At 53.2% G+C, this 22,548-nt stretch carries 21 protein-coding genes and 1 other RNA gene; 15 read left to right on the top strand and 7 right to left on the bottom strand.

The window, feature by feature from the left end:
* Positions 1-15: 15 nt before the first annotated feature.
* Genes HK11_RS01400 through HK11_RS01390 form a run of 3 tightly spaced genes read right to left on the bottom strand, consistent with a single transcriptional unit; the run spans position 16 to position 4,237 of the window.
* Complete coding sequence (locus HK11_RS01400; RefSeq protein WP_086553557.1) at positions 16-1,239, bottom strand: phosphoglycerate kinase; 1,224 nt, start codon at positions 1,237-1,239, stop codon at positions 16-18.
* Complete coding sequence (gene gap / locus HK11_RS01395) at positions 1,239-2,261, bottom strand: type I glyceraldehyde-3-phosphate dehydrogenase (protein WP_086553556.1); 1,023 nt, start codon at positions 2,259-2,261, stop codon at positions 1,239-1,241. Before gap ends, HK11_RS01400 begins: the two co-directional genes overlap by 1 nt.
* Positions 2,246-4,237, bottom strand: a complete 1,992-nt coding sequence (locus tag HK11_RS01390) for a transketolase-like TK C-terminal-containing protein (RefSeq protein WP_086553555.1) — start codon at positions 4,235-4,237, stop codon at positions 2,246-2,248. The genes gap and HK11_RS01390 overlap by 16 nt, the downstream gene beginning before the upstream one ends.
* Before the next feature lie 245 nt (positions 4,238-4,482).
* Between HK11_RS01390 and HK11_RS01385 the strand changes: the two genes are divergently transcribed.
* Complete coding sequence (locus HK11_RS01385; RefSeq protein WP_086553554.1) at positions 4,483-4,959, top strand: hypothetical protein; 477 nt, start codon at positions 4,483-4,485, stop codon at positions 4,957-4,959.
* A gap of 89 nt (positions 4,960-5,048) precedes the next feature.
* Positions 5,049-6,317 (top strand): 5-aminolevulinate synthase, encoded by a 1,269-nt coding sequence (gene hemA / locus HK11_RS01380; protein ID WP_086553553.1) that lies wholly within the window; start codon positions 5,049-5,051, stop codon positions 6,315-6,317.
* Positions 6,318-6,370: 53 nt separating this feature from the next.
* On the opposite strand, the gene HK11_RS01375 is transcribed toward hemA, so the two are convergent.
* The gene (locus tag HK11_RS01375) at positions 6,371-7,144 is read right to left on the bottom strand and encodes a DsbA family protein (RefSeq protein WP_086553552.1); all 774 of its coding nucleotides are present in this window, start codon (positions 7,142-7,144) and stop codon (positions 6,371-6,373) included.
* 247 nt (positions 7,145-7,391) lie between these two features.
* On the opposite strand from HK11_RS01375, the gene HK11_RS01370 reads away from it, so the two are divergent.
* Together HK11_RS01370 and recA are read left to right on the top strand one after the other, a co-directional pair.
* Complete coding sequence (locus HK11_RS01370) at positions 7,392-8,747, top strand: gamma-glutamyltransferase (protein ID WP_086553579.1); 1,356 nt, start codon at positions 7,392-7,394, stop codon at positions 8,745-8,747.
* A gap of 258 nt (positions 8,748-9,005) precedes the next feature.
* On the top strand, positions 9,006-10,043 hold the full coding sequence (gene recA, locus HK11_RS01365) for a recombinase RecA (protein ID WP_086553551.1): 1,038 nt from the start codon (positions 9,006-9,008) through the stop codon (positions 10,041-10,043).
* Between the two features lie 2 nt (positions 10,044-10,045).
* Here recA and HK11_RS01360 read toward each other — a convergent pair whose 3' ends face one another.
* On the bottom strand, positions 10,046-10,528 hold the full coding sequence (locus tag HK11_RS01360) for a GNAT family N-acetyltransferase (RefSeq protein ID WP_233133243.1): 483 nt from the start codon (positions 10,526-10,528) through the stop codon (positions 10,046-10,048).
* Between the two features lie 137 nt (positions 10,529-10,665).
* Here HK11_RS01360 and HK11_RS01355 point away from each other — a divergent pair, with 137 nt between their 5' ends.
* The 3 genes from HK11_RS01355 to mdoH all read left to right on the top strand — a co-directional run bounded on the left by HK11_RS01355 (position 10,666) and on the right by mdoH (position 14,805).
* The gene (locus HK11_RS01355) at positions 10,666-11,019 is read left to right on the top strand and encodes a winged helix-turn-helix domain-containing protein (protein WP_086553550.1); all 354 of its coding nucleotides are present in this window, start codon (positions 10,666-10,668) and stop codon (positions 11,017-11,019) included.
* A 91-nt stretch (positions 11,020-11,110) separates the two neighbouring features.
* Positions 11,111-12,676 (top strand): glucan biosynthesis protein, encoded by a 1,566-nt coding sequence (locus HK11_RS01350; protein ID WP_086553549.1) that lies wholly within the window; start codon positions 11,111-11,113, stop codon positions 12,674-12,676.
* Positions 12,664-14,805: a glucans biosynthesis glucosyltransferase MdoH gene (gene mdoH, locus HK11_RS01345; protein WP_086553548.1), complete on the top strand. Its 2,142-nt coding sequence runs from the start codon at positions 12,664-12,666 to the stop codon at positions 14,803-14,805. Before HK11_RS01350 ends, mdoH begins: the two co-directional genes overlap by 13 nt.
* A 12-nt stretch (positions 14,806-14,817) precedes the next feature.
* Here mdoH and HK11_RS01340 read toward each other — a convergent pair whose 3' ends face one another.
* Positions 14,818-15,234 (bottom strand): hypothetical protein, encoded by a 417-nt coding sequence (locus tag HK11_RS01340; protein WP_086553547.1) that lies wholly within the window; start codon positions 15,232-15,234, stop codon positions 14,818-14,820.
* A 167-nt stretch (positions 15,235-15,401) separates the two neighbouring features.
* Here HK11_RS01340 and ffs point away from each other — a divergent pair.
* The 6 genes from ffs to folB all read left to right on the top strand — a co-directional run bounded on the left by ffs (position 15,402) and on the right by folB (position 19,733).
* An RNA gene (gene ffs / locus HK11_RS01335) (signal recognition particle sRNA small type) lies at positions 15,402-15,499 on the top strand.
* 58 nt (positions 15,500-15,557) lie between these two features.
* Positions 15,558-17,477 carry a DNA polymerase III subunit gamma/tau gene (locus HK11_RS01330; RefSeq protein WP_086553546.1) on the top strand — a complete coding sequence of 640 codons (1,920 nt, stop codon included), beginning with the start codon at positions 15,558-15,560 and terminating at the stop codon, positions 17,475-17,477.
* Positions 17,478-17,564: 87 nt separating this feature from the next.
* Entirely contained in the window at positions 17,565-17,888 is a 324-nt protein-coding gene (locus HK11_RS01325; protein ID WP_086553545.1) for a YbaB/EbfC family nucleoid-associated protein, read from the top strand.
* A 6-nt stretch (positions 17,889-17,894) separates the two neighbouring features.
* Positions 17,895-18,488, top strand: coding sequence for a recombination mediator RecR (gene recR, locus HK11_RS01320; RefSeq protein ID WP_086553544.1), 594 nt, complete (start codon positions 17,895-17,897; stop codon positions 18,486-18,488).
* Positions 18,489-18,517: 29 nt separating this feature from the next.
* Positions 18,518-19,321 carry an SDR family oxidoreductase gene (locus HK11_RS01315; protein ID WP_086553543.1) on the top strand — a complete coding sequence of 268 codons (804 nt, stop codon included), beginning with the start codon at positions 18,518-18,520 and terminating at the stop codon, positions 19,319-19,321.
* 10 nt (positions 19,322-19,331) lie between these two features.
* A complete protein-coding gene (folB, locus tag HK11_RS01310; RefSeq protein ID WP_086553542.1) occupies positions 19,332-19,733 on the top strand; it encodes a dihydroneopterin aldolase in 402 nt (133 codons plus the stop codon).
* Between the two features lie 46 nt (positions 19,734-19,779).
* Here the strand turns inward: folB and HK11_RS01305 are convergent, their stop codons facing one another.
* Complete coding sequence (locus HK11_RS01305; RefSeq protein ID WP_086553541.1) at positions 19,780-20,118, bottom strand: FYDLN acid domain-containing protein; 339 nt, start codon at positions 20,116-20,118, stop codon at positions 19,780-19,782.
* Between the two features lie 251 nt (positions 20,119-20,369).
* Between HK11_RS01305 and aroA the strand changes: the two genes are divergently transcribed.
* Both aroA and cmk read left to right on the top strand, forming a co-directional pair.
* Positions 20,370-21,731, top strand: a complete 1,362-nt coding sequence (gene aroA / locus HK11_RS01300; protein WP_086553540.1) for a 3-phosphoshikimate 1-carboxyvinyltransferase — start codon at positions 20,370-20,372, stop codon at positions 21,729-21,731.
* Positions 21,728-22,372 (top strand): (d)CMP kinase, encoded by a 645-nt coding sequence (gene cmk / locus HK11_RS01295; RefSeq protein ID WP_086553539.1) that lies wholly within the window; start codon positions 21,728-21,730, stop codon positions 22,370-22,372. The genes aroA and cmk overlap by 4 nt, the downstream gene beginning before the upstream one ends.
* The last annotated feature ends 176 nt before the right edge of the window (positions 22,373-22,548 follow it).

The following is a 22,548-nucleotide window of genomic DNA, read 5'->3' as shown; positions in this document are numbered from 1 at the left end:
TTTGGTATCGTTCGGTCAAATCGGAATAGTGCGCTCAAGCGTTCTGCTCAGAGCAGTCAGGCCAGGCAGAATTTTGCCTTCCATCCATTCCAGAAACGCGCCGCCTGCTGTTGAGACATAGGTCATGTCATGCAGCACACCGGCGTGACGCAGGGCAGAGACTGTGTCCCCACCACCGGCAATCGTTTTCAGCGTGCCGGCTTTTGTCAGGCGTGCGGCTTCGAGAGCAATCGTCGTGGTGCCAATATCAAACGGAGGGAGCTCAAAAACACCCAGTGGCCCGTTCCAGACCAGTGTTTTCAGAGTGCTCAGTTTTTCTTTCAGCAGCGTGACTGTTTCAGGGCCAACATCAAGAGCCATCCAGCCATCAGGAATGTCAGCCACACCAGCGACAGTTGTTGGTGCGCCTGCAATAAAATCCTGTGTCAGCACGACGTCGACGGGCAGAACCAGCTCGCAGTTTCTGGCTTTAGCCTTTTCCATAATCTGGCGGGCTGTATCCAGCATGTCTTCTTCTTTGAGAGACTTGCCGACATTATAGCCTTTTGCCGCAAGGAAGGTGTTTGCCATTGCGCCACCAACGATCAGAACATCAACTTTTTCCAGAAGGTTTTCCAGCAAAGTCAGTTTTGTTGAGATCTTGGCTCCGCCAATAATGGCTCCGACCGGATGGTCAGGATTTTCAAGAGCTGTGTCGAGAGCCGTCAGTTCAGCCTGCATCAGACGTCCTGCAAAAGCAGGAAGATGGTCTGCTACGCCTGTGGTTGAGGCGTGGGCACGGTGTGCTGCTGAGAACGCATCATTGACGTACACATCACCCAGTTTTGCGAGCGCTGTGGCCAGGTCAGGGGCATTGGCCTCTTCACCAGGGTAGAAGCGTGTATTTTCAAGTACCAGCACTTCGCCGTCTTTGAGAGACATGGCCGCAGCCTCAGCATCCGGGCCAATGCAGTCATGCGCAAAGCTGACAGGTTTGCCAAGTTTTGTGGCCAGTGCTTCAGCTATAGGCTGAAGTGACATCGCAGGCACAACCTTGCCTTTGGGGCGGTCAAAATGACTGATGATAATAACCCGCCCCCCTTTGTCAGAGAGCTCGCGGATTGTGGGTACAATCCGCTCAATACGGTTAAAGTCGGTAATCTTACCATCTTTAACCGGTACATTCAGATCCGCCCTCAGCAGAATACGCTTACCTGCCGGGTTGAGATTATCGAGTGTGTTGAAGGAGAGTTCTGCCATTACAGAGATCCCAGCAGAGCAGCCGTGTCAGCCATACGGTTAGAGAAGCCCCATTCGTTATCATACCATGAGCAGATACGAACCATTTTGCCGCCATCAACCAGGGTGGTCTGAGTCGCATCGAAAGAGGACGAGGCAATAGCATGGTTAAAGTCAGAGCTTACCAGAGGGGCATCTGAATAGGCCAGAACACCAGCCAGTGGGCCGGATTCAGAGGCTTTTTTGAAGAGATCATTGATTTCTTCAACCGATCCAGGGATTTTTTTAGGCACAATATCAAGTGATACCAGAGAGACGTTAGCCGTTGGTACACGAATGGCTGTGCCGTCGAGTTTGCCTTTGAGGTGCGGCAGAACAAGACCTACAGCACGGGCAGCACCGGTTGAGGTCGGGATCATGTTCAGCCCGGATGCACGAGCGCGGCGGAGGTCTTTGTGCAGGGTATCAACTGTGCGCTGGTCACCTGTGTAGGAGTGGATGGTGACCATATAGCCGCGTTCAATGCCGTAATGATCTTCAAGTATTTTTGCTACTGGTGCCAGGCAGTTGGTTGTGCATGAAGCGTTAGAGACGACGGTCATATCCGATGTCAGAATATCGTGGTTCACACCGTAAACAATTGTCGCATCTACATCAGTACCAGGTGCTGAGATCAGTACCTTACGTGCGCCAGCCTGGAGCAGAGGGCTTGCTTTTTCTTTTGATGTAAACAGGCCTGTACATTCCATCGCCACATCAATACCTTTGAAAGGTACTTTTGACGGGTCACGTTCGGCAGAGACAGTAATCGGATCCCATGTGCGGCCATTGGCAGAAATAATCAGCTTATTGCCGTCAACCTTTACATCAGCAGGGAAACGCCCGTGCACACTGTCATATGAGAGCAGATGCGCGTTTGCTTCAACGCTGCCCAGGTCATTAATAGCTACAGGCACAACGTCTGTCCGCCCGCTTTCAATCAGTCCACGCAGGACAAGACGCCCGATCCGTCCGAAGCCGTTAATTGCTATTTTGACTGCCATTGTTGAGTTTTCCATTCTTGTTTTATGACTTTGCCAGAGTGGCTTTCCGCGTTTTTGTCCACGGAGGGGAGGCCTGCCTGCGGGAGAGAGTCCCGCATCATGCCTGATGCGAAAAGGTGATGTTTCACCACTTCGCAGACCGCTTCGGCAATGCTGCCGGAACGATCATATGAGGTGCCGGTCTGAGCAGAAATGTTCAGAGCGTTCATATCTACAAAAACTCCACCGGGACTAAGCCACTGTTCCCATCCAAAACCTGAGGCGGCTTCGATACCGACTCGTATGCCAGATCCGCCCAGAACCTTCTGGCGATAGGTTTCAGGCTGGTCCGCAAAAAGTTTCCAGCAGGGAAGTGACACGACCGCGGTACGAATCTCCTGCTTCGTCAGATGGTGCGATGCTTCGAGCGCGATGGCAACCTCTGAGCCTGAGGCGATAAGGGTGACCTGGGGGGCATGCTGATGCTGCAGCAGATATCCGCCGCGCGATGGGCTGCCAAAACAGCTTTTGGGAAAAGGGGTGTCAGGGTTTTCATCCGGGGTGAGGCTGAGCACGCACGGCCCGTCTTTCCAGCGAAGAGCTGCCTCCCAGCACTGAAATGTTTCGTGCACATTGGCGGGACGAAACACCGCAAGGTGAGGAATGGCCCGCAGTGCCGGCAGCTGCTCTGCTGAGAGCAGACCACCGCTGAGACAGTCCTGATTGAGTTTGTTTTCAGTCAGCAAAAGCAGCACTTTTCTGCGCATAAAGGCGACCATACGCAGGGCTGTCATCATTCGGTCTGCCGCTATCAGGGGGGCCTGGCAACAGGCCAGTAACCCGCCATGCAGAGCGAGTCCGATCATAAGACCTGACATCCCTTCAGCTTTAGAGCCGCAGATGACGGTGCTATTTTCAGGGGGGGATAAAGTATGGTCCGTCAGGATGTCAGAAGGCAGAGGAAGAGCGGAGGACGAGAGGCACATAATTTCTGGCAGAAGACCTGCCAGAGTATGAAAGGCGACAAGGCTTGCGTTTTTTGTTGATCTGTCATGAGAGCGACGCATATGCCAGCGCCATGTGCGCAGCCAGTCTTCGGACAAAAGGGGAGGCAGCTGTTCCATCTGCTCGCGCTGAAAGGTGCTGCGCTGCCGGTGCCTTACCAGGCGGCGTAGCCACGAACGGCGCGCAGATGCGCCTCGCCGTGCTGTAAGACTCCATGGCCCCGTGAGTTCTGCCGGAGGAAGGGAGTTTTGCTCATCTGAGCTTTTGCGGGCCGGTGAGGGGGAGCAGACGATTAGTGTCGGCTTTCTTGAGCGCAGAGCTGCGGCCAGAGCGGATGTAACGGATGACAGGTCGCCCGCTGTGATTTTACGGATATTCCACCCCGATGCCTGAAAAAGCGCGAGTGAAGTGATGAGTTCAGGAGAGGGACTGTCAGATAGTGATGCGACCAGAAGTGTCAGCCGGTCGAGGCCTGATTGTCCTGCGAGCTGAGCGACCTCTGTCGCGGCTCCTGACGCCAGGTCTGTATCCTGCACAACGGCCCATGTCCGGTGATTGATGAGAGAGCGGCCGAAGCGACTGGCGAGAGTCTGCTCGCCCAGTGCCATTCCGGCCGCGGCTGCAATACCATAGCTGGCAGGCCCGGGGGCCATTTCAGTGTGCGTGTTTTGGGGCGTTTTGTAGGGGCCTGAGCTGCCAGTCAGGCTGAGCATAATGTCGAGCAGTGGCAACATAGAGGCGGAAGGTACAAGAAAGCGGTCTCTGTCAGGCCACGTAGGGGCTTGCGGGTCAAAGCGCAGTACCCGACACCATAAAGCGGTAACCGGAAGACACATCAGTTCAACGAGAGCCCGGCTTGCAGGCGTGATATGCCCGGCTTCCGACAAAAGTTGCCTGACCGTACCAGCCATACGCAAAACTGCCGTAGCCTGGGCAGAGCGCCGCTCATTTTTTTTCTGATGACCCTGACGTGTGGAGTCTGACGTCGCCATAATGCTTTCGTCTCAGAGGACAGTGCAGCAGCAGGTCAGATTGTCCCGCTGTAAGAATGGCGGTAGTATAAACCGCCCTAGCAGCGGGACAAGAGAAAACCTTATGCGCTGTGCTTTTATAATGAAATACTGTGTAAAAAGAGAGTAACAGGGGTATCTTATCCCCGGGAATGATTTTTTGAACTCTTGCGCCGGAGAAGAATGGGCGTAAGAAGCGATGCTACTGTTGTGGAGATGCGCCTGTTATGCCCTCTGTTATTTCTATTACTGCACAGCGCTCGGTTATGAGGGTGAGCGCACTGCTGGGGGCGGTTCTGTGCCTGAGCGGTTGTAAGCTGATCGACCAGAAAACATTTAACCCACAGGCGGGCAAACCTCCTGTACCTTATATTCCGCCACAGCCACCAGGTCCTCCTCCTGTGCCTCCGTTGCTTCAGGTTGTTGCCGGCACGCCGTCAGAAGAATGGCGTGTCCCTGTAGAAACGATGGTAAAAAAGGCTTTGCAGAGCAAAGCAAACATTTTATTTACCGTGAAATGTCTGGTGCCTTCAAGCGGGCTGCCGGATCATGACAGATCTGCTTTGACAGATCTGGTGAAAACAGATGGTCAGGCTATGGTTGAGGCTCTGACAGAAGCGGGTGCTCCGCCCGGGCAGGTTGAGATAACAGCTATGCCTGATTCATCAGTGACGAAGCCTGTTGTCAGGGTATATGTGCGGTAAGTCGCAATTTTTTTTATGTGACGTAATGCCGAAAGAAAAGCCATAAACGCCGCGCCCAGGTTACTGTGGTGACGCAAGGAGAGAACAGCGTGAGAGTAACCAGAAACGCCAGACATCCGTTTTATGAACGGTGTCATGAGGTTCTTGACGAAATCAGGCAGCAGGGCCGTTATCGCACGTTTACGCCCCTGTCGCGGCTGACAGACCGTTTCCCTGTCTATGAAGAGGGAATGGCACCGCCACCTGAAGGGCGTGAAGTTGTTGTCTGGTCAACCAATGATTACCTCGGGATGGGAGTTGTGCCTGAGGTGATGGAAGCCGCCGTCGCTGCCGTGCGTGAGCATGGTGCCGGGGCAGGTGGCACACGTAATATTGCCGGCTCAAGCCCGCTTCATACTGAGCTTGAGGCCGAACTGGCCGCTTTGCACGGAAAAGAAGCCGGCCTGCTTTTTGTTTCTGGCTATGTATCTAACCAGGCAACATTACAGACAATTCTGACCTCCATGCCAGGCTGGATCTGTTTTTCGGATCAGATGAATCATGCATCAATGATTGCAGGCATCAAAGGGGCCAGAGGGTCACAGACTGTTATTTTTGAGCATAATAATCTGGCCGACCTTGAAGAGAAACTCGCGGCAGCGCCGGCTGATGCACCTAAGCTGATTGCATTTGAGAGTGTTTATTCAATGGATGGCGATATCTCTGATATTGCCGGTACATGTGCTCTGGCCCGCAAATATAATGCTCTGACTTATCTTGATGAAGTGCATGCTGTTGGTTTGTACGGCGAGGAAGGCGGCGGCGTATCACAGCGTGATGCGGTTGCCGACCAGGTTGATATCATCGAGGGTACCCTGGCTAAAGGTTTTGGTGTGCATGGTGGTTATGTCACAGCATCAGCTGAGATTATTGACTTCCTGCGATCAACAGCATCCGGTTTTATCTTCACTACGGCTCTGCCGCCTTCTGTTGTTGGCGCTGCCCTGGTGAGTGTAAAAAAGGTAAGGGCAGAAAACTGGCGTCGTGATGCTATTTTTGAGCGGGTGCATGCTTTCAGGCAGCGTCTGCGTGCTGCGGGTATCCCTTTTACGATGACTCCAAGTCATATCATACCTGTGCCTGTCGGTGATGCGGAGCGTTGCAAAAGGATCAGTGCGCGCCTGCTTCGGGAGTTCGGGCATTACGCAACGCCTGTTAATTACCCGACTGTACCTGTCGGAACAGAGCGCCTGCGCCTGACACCAGGTCCGTCACATACGGATGAAATGATGGATGATATGGTGCGCGCTCTCTCTGTTTTGTTTCGTGAGGAAGGTATCGTGCACACCTGGCAACCGCAGCCAGAGGGCGTTGGCTGATTTTTGGCTGGCAGACATTCCTGCTCTTAAACGAGGAGGAATGTCTGAATTTTTCAGTGGCTTTTTCGCATGCGGGCGAGAGCGGTTTTTAACTCATCGAGAGAAACCGCACCGGGGACAATCTGCAGATCACCAAAGACAAACGTTGGTGTGCCGTCGAGGTTGATGGAGCGGGCCAGCTCTATGTTGTTATGCAGGGCGGTAGCCACTTTTGGGCTCTGCATGTCTTTTATAAGCTGATCGGCATTCAGGCCAATATGCTGCGCAACCCGGCGAATACGATCTGTTGACGGACTTGCCGTGTCACTCATCAGAGCAAGCTGAAACTCTTTGTAAGCATGCTGCTCACCGGCGGCCAGAATAGCACGGGCGTCGAGAACACTGTTCGGACCCAGAACAGGCACAATTTTTTCTACCAGGCGCAGGTCATGCTCGCTTGCAACGAGTTTGTCCAGGTCTGACAGAACCTTGCGGCAATAAGGGCAGCGGGGGTCGTAAAACTCTACAACTTCCAGTGTGCCATGAGGGTTGCCCAGAACAATGTCTGTGTTGCTCTGTCCAAACAGGTCTTTGTGCGCCCGTACAGCGGCAAGAGCATCAGACTGCTGCTTTGCTGTGGCCTGCGCCTGCATGGAGGCAACGGCATCTGCCAGAATAGAGGGGTCTGTTTTAAGTGCGTCGCGCACAATGTTTACGATTTCTTTACGCTGCTCGGGTGTAAAGCTCTGGCTGTCAGCATAAGCTGGTACAGAAAAACCTGAAAGCGAAAGACAGGCACCGGTTACAAAAGTAAGTTGCCTGAGAGAGGGAAAAACTGATTTTTTCATGATTTTACCCTAATGCAGAAGCGTTAGAATGGGAATTGCAGACAGAAAGCTTTACCACAAACGCAGAGTATGTGTTGCTGAGTGTGCCGAAGATGGCTATCGAAAAGAAGGCAGCTAAAATCTGTCTGTGAGCGTATCTGAGAATAAATGGAGAGATCCTGACGTGTCCGAGCGTTATTTAAGCCCCGGTTCTGCCCGACGTACATCGATCTTTTCCGCTCCCACACGTGTGGCTGCCAGTTTGTTTATGGCAGCGTTACTGGCGGGTTGTGGAGGGTCTTCAGCACCTCAGCTCACGGCTGTTTCTGGTTTTGTCGGAGAAGTTGTCGCTGATGAACCTCTGGCAGCGCTTGCTGCGCGTGATGTACTGGCCCGGGGCGGTAATGCGGCAGATGCTGCGGCAACACTGGGGCTGGCTTTATCTGTAACATTACCTTCACGTGCTTCACTGGGAGCCGGTGGTGCCTGTCTTGCCTGGAAACCCGGGCAGAAGAATGGTGAAGCTTTTCTGTTTCTGCCCCCGGCGGGAACGGAGGCAGGAGCTGAGCGTCCTGCTGCGGTCCCTATGCTGGTGCGTGGCCTTTATCTGATGCAGTTGCATTATGGCAGTGTCGATTTCTCCGAAACGCTGATGCCGGCTCGTAATATGGCCCGTGACGGTGTGCCTGTTGGCACATTACTGGCTTCAGATCTGAGCACAGTTGACGCTGCCTTGCTGGCAGATGAAAAAGCACAGGCGATTTTTAGCAATGGCAAAGGAGAAATTCTGAAGACGAATGACCTGATGGTGCAGTCACGTCTTGCAGGATCTCTTGAGCGCATTCGCACAGCCGGGACAGGTGATTTATATACAGGCTCTCTTGGTCAGGTGTTCTCTCAGGCTGCTCACGATGCCGGTGGGGGAGTGTCTATGGCTGATATGAGGCGCAACCTTGCAACGGTTTCGGCTCCTTTATCTCTGGATATTAACGGGTTGAGGGTGAATTTACTGCCTCCTCCGGCTGATGGTGGTCTGGGTATGGCGGCGGCTCTGACACATCATCAGAATCAGGGTGTGCTGATTGGTGAATCCGTCGTGTCAGGCTGGCGTAATCAGACGAATGGTAAGCCGATAAATGTAAATATGGCGCAGTCTATGGTGGATTCGCAGCGTTTCCCTCAGGGGGGTAACCTGAGTGCTCTGCCGGCATCTACCTCCTTCATTGTGACTGACCGCCAGGGAGAGACTGTTGGTTGTGCTCTGACAATGAATAATCTGTTTGGTACAGGCCGTGTCGCAGGTTCTACAGGTATCGTTCTTGCAGCCTCTCCTGCCAGATTACCTCTGCCTATGCTGGCGGCGGCGATAGCACATAAAAACAAAGATTATTTCCATGCTGCCGCAACAGCTTCAGGGCAAAATGTCGCAGCTGATACAGCAGCAATTGCGCTCAGGGCCGCTATTTTAGGGGTGAAACCTAAAGTGGGTAATGGCAATGGACGTGCAAATTTTGTGTCATGTCGCGACGGTTTGCCGGGAGATGAAAAAAAATGCTTCGGCTGGACAGACCCTCGTGGCAGCGGTCTGGCGGTTTCCGGTAACCAGGATAACCAGAAAAAATAAGACACGGCTCTGTCGGATACACAGCTTGCATTTTTTCAATAATTTCACTACACATGTTCTTCTTTTGTTCCTAAATAAAACAAAAGAAGAACGGTTTCTTAATGCGTTGTGCTGAGTGTGCAGAACAGGCAGTATGACGGGCTGAAACGGGTGTTGTCAGGCATGCGCTTAAGCAGGAAGCGCCCGTAGAATCAAAATACAGGCGCACCGTGCAGCCTGTGCAGTATAATGTCTGACAGACAGCAGGAAGGGTAGGGTATGGATAAGGCAAAAGCTCTTGAAGGTGCACTCGGGCAGATCGAGCGTGCTTTTGGTAAAGGGTCTGTTATGCGGCTGGGCCAGCGCCCGCGTGAACAGGCTGACGTCATTCCTACCGGCTCTCTGGGGCTTGATATTGCGCTCGGCATTGGTGGTTTGCCACGTGGCCGCGTAATCGAGATTTACGGCCCGGAGAGTTCTGGTAAAACCACCCTTGCTTTGCATGCTATTGCTGAAGCACAGAAAAAAGGCGGCACCTGCGCTTTTATTGATGCTGAGCATGCTCTGGACCCCGGATATGCCAAAAAGCTTGGCGTTGATGTTGATAACCTGCTGATCAGCCAGCCGGATGCGGGTGAGCAGGCACTTGAAATTGCCGATACGCTCGTGCGTTCGGGTGCAATTGATGTGCTGGTTGTCGACAGTGTGGCAGCTCTTGTGCCGCGTGCAGAGCTTGAGGGTGATATGGGCGACAGCCATGTTGGCCTGCATGCCCGGCTGATGAGCCAGGCATTGCGTAAGCTGACAGGTTCGGTCGCACGCTCTAACACCATGATGATTTTCCTTAACCAGATTCGTCTGAAAATCGGTGTAATGTTCGGCAGCCCCGAGACAACAACGGGGGGTAACGCACTGAAATTTTATGCCTCAGTGCGTCTCGATATTCGTCGTATCGGCTCTATTAAAGATAAAGATGAAGTCGTGGGTAATCAGACCCGGGTTAAGGTCGTTAAAAATAAAATGGCCCCTCCTTTTCGCCAGGTTGAATTTGACATTATGTATGGCGAAGGGGTGAGTAAGGTCGGCGAGTTGCTTGACCTTGGTGTGAAAGCTGGCGTGGTTGAAAAGTCAGGCGCCTGGTTCTCCTACGATAGCCAGCGCATTGGCCAGGGCCGTGAAAACGCCAAGCAGTTTCTGCGTGATCACCCTGAAATGGCGGCAGATATTGAACAAAAAGTACGTGTTCATGCCGGTGTAGTGGCAGATTCCATGATGGCGTCACCTGAGCCTGATGAAAGCGCAGACGCAGACGAGTAGAGTTAGTCCGCTATTATGCGTGATAAAAGTCTGGCTTCGGGGTCATAAGAAGCCAGCACTTTTTCTTCTTCCTTAGAAATGTTTTCTGGTGTGAATCCCTGTTTCTCCCAGAATTTCAGGGCAAGCCGTGTTGAAACCAGACTGATGCAGGGCAGACCATAGCTTCGGGCTATGGTTTCCATCAGAGCAATACCGGTGCCGGCAAGTCCCAGCCCTCTTGTTGCAGGACTTAATACAATATCGTGGAGATACCAGCGGTCAGGGGCCTGAGGCAGGGCTGTGAGTATGGCATTTAGTTTCGGTGTTATGCACCCAAACCAGGGGTGACTGAGAATATACCCTTCAATCAATGCTCCTTTGCTCAGCACAAAACAGCCATCAGGTGCCAGTTTCAGGCGGTTGGTAAAAACTGCCGCATCTTCGGGGTAGTCAGTGTGTATCTGTGTGGCCAGGCTGGTGACACTGATAAGATCGTCTGGTGTCATGAGGCGCCAGATGCTAGAGGGGCATATAACAGGCATTATTTTAAAATGTCCCGACTTATTTAGTTGAAAAAAATAGCTATTCAGAGGTTTAGCGTCTCATGCAAATATTCTCTGCTGTGAACTGAAGCTGTCAGATCATGCCGGAAGTAAGACTCACGCTGCGCCTTGATGCAGATGATACGCCTGTGCTGGGTCACGGGAAAATACGTTTACTTGAAAAACTTGCCGAAACGGGTTCTATTTCTGCAGCCGGGCGGGCCATGGGCATGTCTTACAGGCGGACATGGCTTCTGGTTGACAGCCTCAATCAGCTTTTTTCCTCTCCTGTAGTGACAACACGCACGGGCGGCGGCGGCGGCGCTACGGTTACGCAACTGGGGCTTGCAGTACTCGCCCTTTATCGCAAAATGGAAGCAGAGGCAGCAGTTGCCTGTGCTGAGGATATGGCCCGTTTACGCCGTTTGCTGGCAGGTCAGAAGACAAAGACTTAAAAAAAAATCTAAATTCATATAAGTATGGTCAGCATAGTCCGGGTGAAAAATAATATCGCAGAATAAAGCGGTGTATAACAGGAGATCAGGCGTGTCGTCATCTATACAGCGACGAGACATTATAAAGGGTGGAGCCGGAGCTACTCTCGCTACGCTGGCGCAGGGGTTTTCTGCACGTAAGGCCAGTGCAGCTGAAGCATCCCATGTTGCTCAGATGGCCGGTGCGACAGGGGCTTTTACTCAGGATACTGTGCGGCAGATAGCAAAGCGTCTTGCTGCGGCTCCTTATGCCGGGCCTGATCAGACTTTGCCCGCAGCGATTGATAACCTGAATTTTGATCAGTTCCGGGGTATTGAATACCGCGAGGACAAAGCGCTGTGGTACGGCGAGCATCTCGATTTTGATGTTGAGTTTTTCCCACGTGGTTTTCTCTATCGGCCGCGTATCGATATTTATGAAGTAAAAGACGGCCAGTCAGCGCCGGTTCCTTACAGCCCTGATTTGTTCAGTTATGCTGATCCGGCCTTAAAAGTGCAGGATAACCTTGGTTTTGCCGGGCTACGTTTGCGCACAGCGATTAATACCCCTGGTGTGATGGAAGAGTTCTGCGTCTTTCTGGGGGCATCGTACTTCCGTGCTGTTGCCAAAGGGCAAAATTACGGTTTGTCAGCGCGTGGCTTTGCGAACGGTACCGGCGATGCCAAGGGTGAGGAATTTGCTCTGTTCCGCGCTTTCTGGCTTGAGAAACCCGCTCTTAATGTTGATACGATCGTCGTGCATGGTCTGCTCGACAGTCCGTCAGTTACCGGGGCATTCAGCTTCTCTATCCGCCCAGGTGATACAACAATTTTCGATGTGAAGTCGTCTTTGTTCCCACGGGTAGAGATGAAGCAGTCTGGCATCGCACCCCTGACGGGTATGTTCTATTTTGATTCAAACGATCGTAATCATGTTGATGACTGGCGCCCTGCCGCACATGACAGCGAGGCTCTGCAAATCTGGACAGGGGCAGGTCAGCAGCTGTTCCGCCCTCTGCGTAACCCGCTTGACCTCCAGTTTTCAGCATTTGCTGATGTTTCGCCCCATGGTTTTGGGCTGATGCAGCGGCGTCGTAATTTTCATGATTTTGAAGATCTCGCGCTCAATTACGAAAAACGTCCTTCTTTGTGGGTTGAACCTATAGGAGACTGGGGTGAGGGCTGGGTTGACCTGGTTGAAATCCCCACACCGAATGAGGTGAATGATAATATTGTCTCTTTCTGGCGGCCTAAAGCACCGCTGGTTGCGGGTAAGGAATATAATTTCACGTATCGCATGTACTGGGGGGCTGATAACCCATTCCCCACATCACAGGCGCGCGTTGGTGCAACACGTGTTGGTGCCGTGACGGATGATAAAACGGCCCGTTTCTTTGCAATTGATTTTACGGGTGAGCCGTTTAAGCATTTACCGGCAGACACACATTTTCACCTTATTCCACAGACAACATCAGGCACGATCCGTAATGTTGTGGTTGAGCCTAACCCTAATATTAAAGGCTGGCGTACAACATTTGAGTTTGTTCCTGGCAATGAAAAAGTGGCTGAATTGCAGGCTGTACTGGCAACAGATGACGGGCCTATTTCAGAAAAATGGCTTTATAAATGGACTCCGTAACACCTGATATTTCAGCTTTTGAAGCGTTGCCTGCTGAGTCACCTCTTTTTATGCCTGAGCAGAGCTTTTCTGCCCGGCCGGATAAAGAGGGGCGACCCCGCACGCCGGTAACAGAGCCCCGCACTATTGTTTTGCGGCGGCTGTCTGTTCTGGGTTCGGCGCTCGCGCTGACAGTCTATGGTGCCTGGCATATGCACCTGGTGCTTGACGCCAATGGTGTCACGCTGCTCGGGTTTACGATGCTCGCGCTTTTTGTGTTGCTGTTTTTCTGGATAGGGCTGGCTTTCACCTCAGCCTGTGCGGGCTTTTTTTCTATGCTGACCCGCGGCGGCCTTGGTCTGGGGCTGACCCGTTCCGGACCATTGCCTGAGCTGCAAAGCCGTACGGCTCTTTTGCTGCCGGTTTATAATGAATCACCACACCGGGTTATGGCAGGCCTTAAAGCTATATATAGCAGTCTGAAGGCAACAGGGCAGATCGGTGCGTTCGATCTGTTTATTTTGTCTGATACGACGCAGCCTGATGTGTGGATTGAAGAAGAGGCTGCTTTTCTGGCTTTGCGTGATTACACAGGGCCGGGCGGGCGTGTGTATTACCGCCGTCGTCATAACAATACTGAGCGTAAAGCCGGTAATATTGGTGAGTGGGTGCGTCGTTTTGGCGGTGCTTACGCGCATATGGTCACGCTGGATGCAGATTCTGTGATGTCGGGTGACACACTGGTGCGTATGGCAGGAGCGATGGAGCGCCACCCGAATGTGGGTCTTATTCAGACATTACCGGTGATTGTAGGCGGGGGTACACTTTTTGCCCGCATGCAGCAGTTTGCCGGGCGTGTGTATGGTCCGGTTATTGCACATGGTATTGCCTGGTGGCATGGCTCTGAGGGGAATTACTGGGGGCACAATGCGATTATCCGCACCCGTGCATTTGCCTCTCAGGCCGGGCTGCCTCATGTCCCGGGGCGACCACCTTTTGGCGGGCATATTCTCAGCCATGACTTTGTCGAGGCTGCGCTGATGCGCCGGGGTGGCTGGGCCATCCATATGGTGCCGGCTCTTGATGGTTCTTATGAGGAGAGTCCCCCCTCGCTGACTGACGTTGCTATTCGCGACCGGCGCTGGTGCCAGGGTAATCTGCAGCATATGAAGGTTCTGCCAGCCAGAGGGCTGAGCTGGATCAGCCGTATGCATATGATTGTTGGCATAGGAGCTTATGTTACGTCACCGTTGTGGCTGATTTTTCTGCTGACCGGTATTTGTATTTCTTTGCAGGCGCATTTTCAGCGCCCCGAATATTTTGGCGATACCAAAACGCTTTATCCTAACTGGCCACATGTTGACCCGGTGCAGGCAAAATATGTGTTTATTGGTACGATGCTGGTGCTGCTGGCTCCAAAATTTCTGGCTTATATTGCTTTGCTTTTTGATAAAACGACCCGCAAAGGGTGCGGTGGCTTTATCAGAGCCGCCATTTCTGTGCTTGTCGAAACCTTTATCGGCGGGTTGATTGCACCGGTTGCTATGCTGATTCAGACCTCTGCTGTGGTTTCTATTTTATCCGGGCATGATTCCGGGTGGAATGCTCAGCGTCGTGATGATGGAGATTTTCCGGTTAAAATTGTCGTAAAGCAGTACACTAAGTTCACACTCTTTGGTCTCGTACTGGGATGTGGTGCATGGATTGTATCATCGGCTTTATTTTTCTGGATGACACCTGTTCTGCTGGGGCTGTTGCTGGCTATCCCTCTCGTGGTGCTGACCAGCAGTCGCAAGGCAGGTGAAGCATTGCGCCGGGCAGGCGTTTTGCTTATTCCGGAAGAAACATACCCTCCTGAGGTCCTGGTCACTGTACAGAATGAACTGAAAACCGAGGCAGATATTCTGCCTGAGGGTGCAATTTCTGCTCTGCGTAAAAATAAGGCATTGCGTAAAGCGCATCTTGAGATGCTGCCTCGCCCACGCCAGCCTGGTGAACCGATCAGTGCTGATCGCCTGGTTGGTCTGCTAAAGGTGAAGGAGGCCCCCAGTGTTGCTGTTGCTGAGCATGCTCTGACGATCAAAGAGAAAGCTGCTGTACTGGGGTGCCGTGAAGGGGTCGAAGCCCTGGTTGCGCTGCCTGAGAAATAAGAAGCGGGTGTATTAGTTTTCTGGCGTCGTGTCAGGCAGGCTGCCAACGTTTTCACAGGCTTTGGCAAGCTTTACGTCGGGGTCATGCACACCACATAATCTGCGCACATCAGGGGAGCACATTTCGATCGCATTTTCGAAATCTGATTCCAGAACATCATGGGCAATAGCCAGATCAGGGTCGCTGGATGAACGCTGCTCTTTTTTGTCAATCAGATCCTGGGTTTTGTGCAGCTCTTTAAGGGCATTAATACAGGATTCACTGGCTGAATCAGGCTGAAAGCGTAAAACAGCGAGCTCTTTCTGCAGCTGAGCATTGGGCACATTACCGTTAACTGAATCTTTTTTTTCAGCATGTGCTACCGAGGAAAAGCAGCAAAAAGCAGAGAAAACAACAGGTATAAATGAGGATGTTTTTAATCTGAGCACGTTTACACTTTCTTATGTCTGGCGGAGAAATTTTAAACAGTATGGCTGTGTCTATAGCCTCTTTGTGCTCTTTTTTGTCATGTAAAGGAAGAAAATCTGTGCCGCAGTGGCAGAAGTGCCAGATACGGACTTGGCAGCAGGGCCAGTTTGGTGTTATCGCTTGCGACGGAAAGTCGGCAGTGGACGGATACCTTGTTGACCTGGTCAGATCCGGAAGGAAGCAGCCACAGTGAGTTTCGTCCGGGTCATTGTTCGGCTTTCCACCTGTTATTCCCTTACAAATAAGGGACAGGCAGAGCCAGTCTCCATTATCCGGAACCGCAATGACCGATAAGGCCGATGCCGGCTCTCCTCAGGCGGAGCCTCCCGATTCCCTCCTGGAGCAGCCCGGTTTCTCCGACGGTTTTTTAGAGCCGGTTTCTTCCCCCGCTGCACCCTATCGTGTTCTGGCCCGAAAATACCGGCCTGCAACGTTTGATGACCTTGTCGGTCAGGACGCTATGGTGCGCACATTGCGCAATGCTTTCAGGCTTGGGCGTGTGGCACATGCGTTTATGCTCACAGGCGTGCGCGGTGTGGGTAAAACAACAACAGCCCGTATTATCGCCCGTGCCCTGAACTGCACCGGCCCGGACGGACAGGGTGGCTCCACGGCCGACCCGTGCGGTGTCTGTGCTAACTGTGTTGCTATTTTAAAAGACCGTCATCCAGACGTGCTCGAGATGGACGCAGCCTCGCGCACCGGTGTTGATGATGTACGTGAGATTATAGAAGCTACGCGCTTTCGCCCCATGCAGGGGCGCATGAAGGTCTTCATCATTGATGAAGTGCATATGCTCTCGCGTAATGCATTTAATGCGTTGCTGAAAACTCTTGAGGAGCCACCGGCTCAGGTCACTTTTATTTTCGCCACGACGGAGCTGCGTAAAGTACCGGTAACGGTTTTGTCGCGCTGTCAGCGTTTTGACCTGCGGCGTGTTGCACAGTCTGACCTCGTAGCTCTTTTTCAGCGTATTGCCGAAAAAGAAGCACTTCGTCTCTCGTCTGATGCCCTGGCTCTTATCGCCCGTGCGGCTGATGGTTCGGTGCGTGACGGCCTGTCGCTGCTTGACCAGGCTGCCACCCGCGGTACGGCTGAGGATGAGGTAAGTGCCGCCGTTGTGACCGATATGCTCGGCCTTGCTGACCGTCAGGTTGTGTTTGACCTGCTTGAAGCGGTGATGACCGGCAAGCCTGATACGGCACTTGCCCTGGCTGATGCAGCGCATGCACGCGGGGCTGACCCCGGCCTCGTGCTGAATGATATACTTGATCTGATTCACACAGTATCTCGTCTGAGGGCCGTTCCGGGTCTGCGTGATGCCGCTGATATGCCTGAGGCTGAGCGTGTACGTGGGGCTGCACTGGCCGACAGCCTGCCTGTGCCTGTGCTGATGCGTGCCTGGCAGATGCTTGTAAAAGGTATTCAGGAGGTCGAACAGGCACCTGATCGTCGTGCTGCGGCTGATATGGTGCTGATCCGCCTGTGCTATGTTGCAGACCTGCCATCGCCGGGGGAGGTGATTAAGCAGCTTTCTGCTGGTGGTATGCCGCCGCAGGCTCCGGTGGAGCGCAGGCAGGATGCGCCGTCTGAGAGCATGCCTCCATCTGGCAGCAGCCGGGTTATGCCACAGGTTGTTTCTGGTGGGCAGGGTGGTGGTGCGACAGCCTTACGTTTACCTGAACCTGATATGGTGCAGAGTACTCCCCAGGCTGAGGCAGTATCCGCTCAGCCCCGCAGCTGGCGGGAGGTTGTTGCTCTGGTCAGGCAGGAGCGCCAGGCGAGTTTACATGGCGTGTTGCGCCATGCTGTGCACCTGGTGTCGTTTGCGCCCGGTCATATTGTTATTCGCATTAAAGAAGGTGCAACCCCTCATCCTGTTAAGCCTTTACAGACAGTTTTGCAGGCTGTGACCGGTATGTCATGGCGCATTACTTTGTCTCAGGAGGAAGGTGAACTGACTCTGGATGAACAGGGTGCTGAAATTATTCAGTTTCAGCGCCAGGATGTGCAGGCTCATCCCCTGGTTCAGGCCATTCTTAAGGTTTTCCCGGAGGCGGAGCTGGGGGATGTGAAAGATCATGCTCTGGATGAGTATGGTCTCCCCCCTGAGGAGATCCCCGATCTTATATTTGCACCGGTTGATGCTGAACTGACAGATGAAGATGAGCGTCCGACAGACCCGGGCCTGTCTTTTGACTAAGGCGGGGTAGTAGTACGGGGCTGAGATGCTTATTTTATTTCTTAACAAAAAAATGCTGCTTTGTGCGGCACCAGCAGGAGAGACACAATGAAAAACTTAGCCGGTCTGATGAAACAGGCCTCTCAGATGCAGTCTAAAATGGAAGCCATGCAGGCGACCCTTGAGGCAATGACAATTGAAGGCAGTTCAGGTGCCGGCATGGTCACGGTTCTTCTGAGCGGTAAAGGTGATATGCGTTCCATCACGATCGACCCTAAGCTTGCTGACCCTGCTGAGATGGAAATGCTTCAGGACCTGATCGTTGCGGCCTGTGCTGATGCCCGCACCAAACTTGACGTGAAAGCCGCAGAAGAGATGGAAAAAGTGACAGGTGGTCTGAACCTGCCTGCCGGTATGAAACTTCCTTTCTGACCTCTTATGGGCGGGCACGAAATACAGCAGCTGATAAGGTTGTTCGGGCGTCTTCCTGGTCTTGGCCCACGCTCGGCGCGCCGCATCGTGCTTTACCTGCTGCGTGACCCGCAGGCTCGCCTGCAGCCTTTGCTCAGAGCACTCGATCAGACGGGGCAGGCCGTCACAACCTGTTCCACCTGTGGTAATCTTGATACCTCTGATCCGTGTCATATTTGCACAGATGAAACGCGTGATCAGCGGCTTGTCTGCGTCGTTGAAACAGTGGGCGATTTGTGGGCGCTTGAGCGTGCCGGAGTGCATGGCGGGGTGTATCAGGTGCTGGGGGGTACATTGTCGCCTCTGGCAGGCGTCGGCCCTGAAGATCTTAATATTGCGTCCTTACTGGCGCGCCTTGATGCGGGGCAGGTGCGTGAGATCATTCTTGCGCTGGGTGCAACTGTTGAGGGTGCAACAACCATGCACTGGCTGATGGACAGGCTGGCTGAGTATGAGGTGACACTAAGCCGGGTTGCGCAGGGTGTACCAGCCGGTGGCGCCCTTGATGTGCTTGATGATGGTACACTGGCTGCAGCACTCGGGGCCCGTCGCCCAGCGTAGTGTAAGCCGCTGCTGTCAAAGGAGAAATCATGTCAGAAGAACATAATACTCTGCCTGTGTCGCAGGCGGTGCCGCGTCGTGCCCTGGTGACGGGTGGAAAGGCACGGCTGGGGCAGGCTATGGTCATGGCACTGGCCCGCGCCGGGTTTGATGTTGCCATTCATTACCGGGAAGAGACAGCTGAGGCAGAACAAACCCTGCGTGCTGTTGAGGCTCTGGGGCGTAAGGCATGTCTGCTTCAGGCGGATATGATGGTGGAAGAGGATACAAAAACTCTTTTGCCGCGTGCCGCTGCGGCTCTTGGTGGCCCGTTAGGGGTGCTGATCAATAATGCTTCGACTTTTGAACGTGACGAGTGGGATGAAGTTACGGCTGACAGCTGGGCAGAACATATGCAGCCTAACCTGCGTGCCCCTTTTGTGCTTATGCAGGCCTTTGGTAAAGCATTGCCGGCAGAGGCTGAGGGGATAATTTTAAACATGCTTGACCAGCGGGTCTGGTCGCTTACGCCTCACTTTGTCAGTTATACCGTGTCAAAAAGTGCATTATGGACTCTGACACAAACTATGGCTCTGGCACTTGCTCCTCATAAAATCAGAGTAAATGCTATAGGGCCTGGTCCGGCCCTCGCCAGTACAAGGCAGAGTGACGCACAGTTTGCCCGTCAATGTGCATCTGTGCCGCTTGGGTATGGTACATCACCCGACGAAGTGGCCCGTGCTGCTCTTGCATTTCTGGCCCTGCCATCTGTGACCGGGCAGATGCTTGCCCTGGACGGAGGGCAGCATTTACAGTGGTCTCCGGTTTCAGCGCAGTCTGCTCAGGAAGAGTGAGAAAAGAAATATGACTGTTTTTGCGCCCTGGGTGAGCGAGCAGCCTCTGCGCTGTCTGTTTATCAATAATATGCTGATTGATGCCTATATTGGCGTTTTTCCGCATGAACTGAATGTGACGCAGCGTATTCGTGTGTCTGTTGCTTTTGGTGTTCCTGACAGAAACGACCTTGAGGTCGGGCAGGATGACCTTAGCCGTACGGTGTCATACGAGCATGTTGTCAGGCTTGTGCACCAGATCATTGCTGAAGGGCATGTGAGACTGGTGGAGACTCTGGCCGAGCGTATTGCAGCTGGCGTGCTGGCTGATCAGCGTGTGCAGGTTGTCAGAGTGAAAATAGAAAAACTCGATGTGTTTGAAGAAATCGAGTCGGTTGGCGTTGAAATTGAACGCCGGCAGAAAATAGCCTGAATAAAAAAACCTCATCACCATGACAGTGATGAGGTTTTTTATCAGATCACGAATCGTGATCTTCTTTGTCGGTGGTGACATCGATATCTGAGCTGATGTCATCATCGTCGTCGTCGTCATCCAGTTCCGGTGCATCATCAAGATCTGCATCGGCATCTGTATCGGTATCTGTGCCGAGATCCAGATCATCCTCATCTTTCTGAGCCGGTGTCGTATTAGACGAGCTGGAAATCAGACTGTCACTTGTGCGACGCAGGCGCGGCACGAGATCAGGCTGAGCCGTGCCACATTTCGGGCAGATGGCTGTTGGGCGGTCGAGATCGTAAAAGCGGGCACCACAGGAGACGCAGACGCGTTTGGTGCCGAGATCGGGCTGCTGAGACATCTTGCTACTACCTGTCGATCATGAGCAGAGATCAGAAAGGCGGCAAAGCCTTCCTGAATAAGGAACGAATCCCGGTTCCGACAGTCGAAACCGCAGACTCAATAATGGTGATTAAGCCGTGGCCAGATGCCATTGCATAGAGTTTGTGTCAAACCCTGATAGCTCAAAAAATCGTTTTTTCTTGCTTTGATGGCGTTTTCTGCACAGTGACGGATTGACTTGATGCCCCGTAATACCGAGAAAATGCAGCTATGAAACAGTCAGAAACCTCCCCCTCAGGTGCCGCGGTTCGCCCGTTGCGTGTCAGCCGCGTTCAGTCCCCTCTGACAGGGACCACTGTCGTCCCTGGTGATAAATCCATCAGTCACCGTTCCCTGATGCTCTCTGCTCTGGCGAAGGGTACAACCCATATCACAGGCCTGCTTGAGGGCGAGGATGTGCTGTGCACAGCTGACGCCATGCGTGCACTGGGTGCTGTTATTCACCGTCATGCAGACGGATCATGGACTGTTGAAGGGCGTGGCCTGGGACAGTTGCAGGAGCCTGCTGATGTTCTGAACATGGGTAATTCCGGCACATCAGCCCGTTTACTCAGTGGCATTCTGGCCAGTCATAACATGATGAGTGTGATGACGGGGGATGCCAGTCTGCGTCGCAGACCAATGAAACGGGTTACCATTCCTCTTTCTGAAACAGGGGCTCGTTTCATGAGCCGCGAAGAGGGCAGGCTGCCTCTTGCTATTCAGGGAAGCGCAGAGCCAAAAGCTCTTGAATATCGCCTGCCGGTGGCATCGGCTCAGGTTAAGTCTGCTATTTTGTTGTCAGGCCTTAATGCGAAGGGGGAAACCCGTGTTGAGGAGCCTGTGCCGACTCGTGACCATACAGAAAATATGCTGAAGCATTTTGGTGTGCAGATCAGTGTTGAGGAAACATCTGCCGGAGGTCGTATTATTCGTCTGCAGGGTGGGCAGAGCCTTAAGGCCGCTGATGTGATAGTGCCGGGCGACCCGTCTTCAGCCGCTTTTATTGTTGTGGCGTCTTTGCTTGTCGCGGGCTCTGAGGTCGTGATCGAGAATGTCGGTCTGAACGTGTTGCGCACAGGGCTGTTTGACACACTGCGCGAAATGGGTGGGCAGATTGAGGTGCTTAACCAGCGTATTGAGGCGGGTGAGCCGACAGGTGACCTGCGGGTAAAGGCTTCAGCTCTCAGGGCTGTCGACGTCCCTGCTGAGCGTGCGTCCTCTATGATTGATGAATATCCTGTTCTGTCTGTGGCCGCCGCTTATGCTGAGGGCGTATCGCGCTTCCGTGGTCTGGGTGAACTGCGTGTGAAAGAGAGCGATCGTTTTGCTTCAACCATTGCTTTGCTTGAGGTTAATGGTGTGCGCACAAGCGTTGAGGGGGATGACCTGATTGTGCATGGTACAAAGGGCGCCATCCCTGGTGGCGGATGTGTCGGGACACATATGGACCATCGCCTGGCTATGAGTGCGACTGTACTCGGTATGGTGGCGGATCAGCCTGTGGAGGTTGATGATACAACTTTTATCAACACCAGCTTTCCGGGGTTCTTTGAGCTGCTGAACCGTCTTGGCGCAGGGCTTGCCGCATGAGTGTGCGTGGCCCTGTTATTGCTGTTGATGGCCCGGCGGCGGCTGGCAAGGGTACTCTGGCTAAACGCCTGGCTAAGGCGCTTGGTGTGCCTTACCTTGATACAGGTTTGCTTTATCGTGCGGTGGGCCGCCTTGTGCTTGATGTGGGTGATAACCCGGCAGACCCTGCCGAGGCTTTTGCAACCCGCCTGACACCGGCCGATCTGGCACGTAAGGATTTGCGCACGCCTGATGTTGCCCGGGCTGCCAGTGAGGTGGCTGCTCAGCCAGCTGTCCGTGAAGCTCTGATTGCTACGCAGCGCAGTTTTGTCGGGCCGGAGGGGGCGGTGCTTGATGGCCGTGACATTGGCACAGTGATTTTTCCTGATGCTGAGGTGAAGCTTTTTATCACCGCATCAGCCGCGACCCGTGCGTTACGGCGTTTTCTGCAGCAGGGTGGTGATATGCAGGCCCCGGATGTAGCCTTGGTTTTAAAAGAAACGCAGGAGGCCCTCAGCGCACGCGATCTGGCCGATTCTCAGCGTGCTGTTGCTCCTCTCAAGCCTGCCGGGGATGCGCTGCAGATAGAAACAGATCATCTTGATGCTGATCAGGTGCTCGCCCAGGCTCTGGCTTATGCGCGGGAGCGTCTTACCAGGTGAGGGGAGCTCAGGCTGCCACATGCTCTGACTGAGAAAACACGGTTTCTGACATTTTATCCGAGTCTGAGAGAAAAAACTCAGGGTTTATGTTGACAAGCGCCCATGAGATGGTTTCTCTGCCAACAGGAGTGTCTGTGCACATTGTGTGCGGATTTCTGTAATGTTGACATATGGCT

Origin of the sequence: Acetobacter sp. DmW_043, from assembly GCF_002153485.1 — a bacterium.
Lineage (GTDB): Bacteria > Pseudomonadota > Alphaproteobacteria > Acetobacterales > Acetobacteraceae > Acetobacter > Acetobacter thailandicus.
Note: the sequence above shows the minus strand (reverse complement) of the source record. Positions and strands in the feature narration are given on the sequence as shown.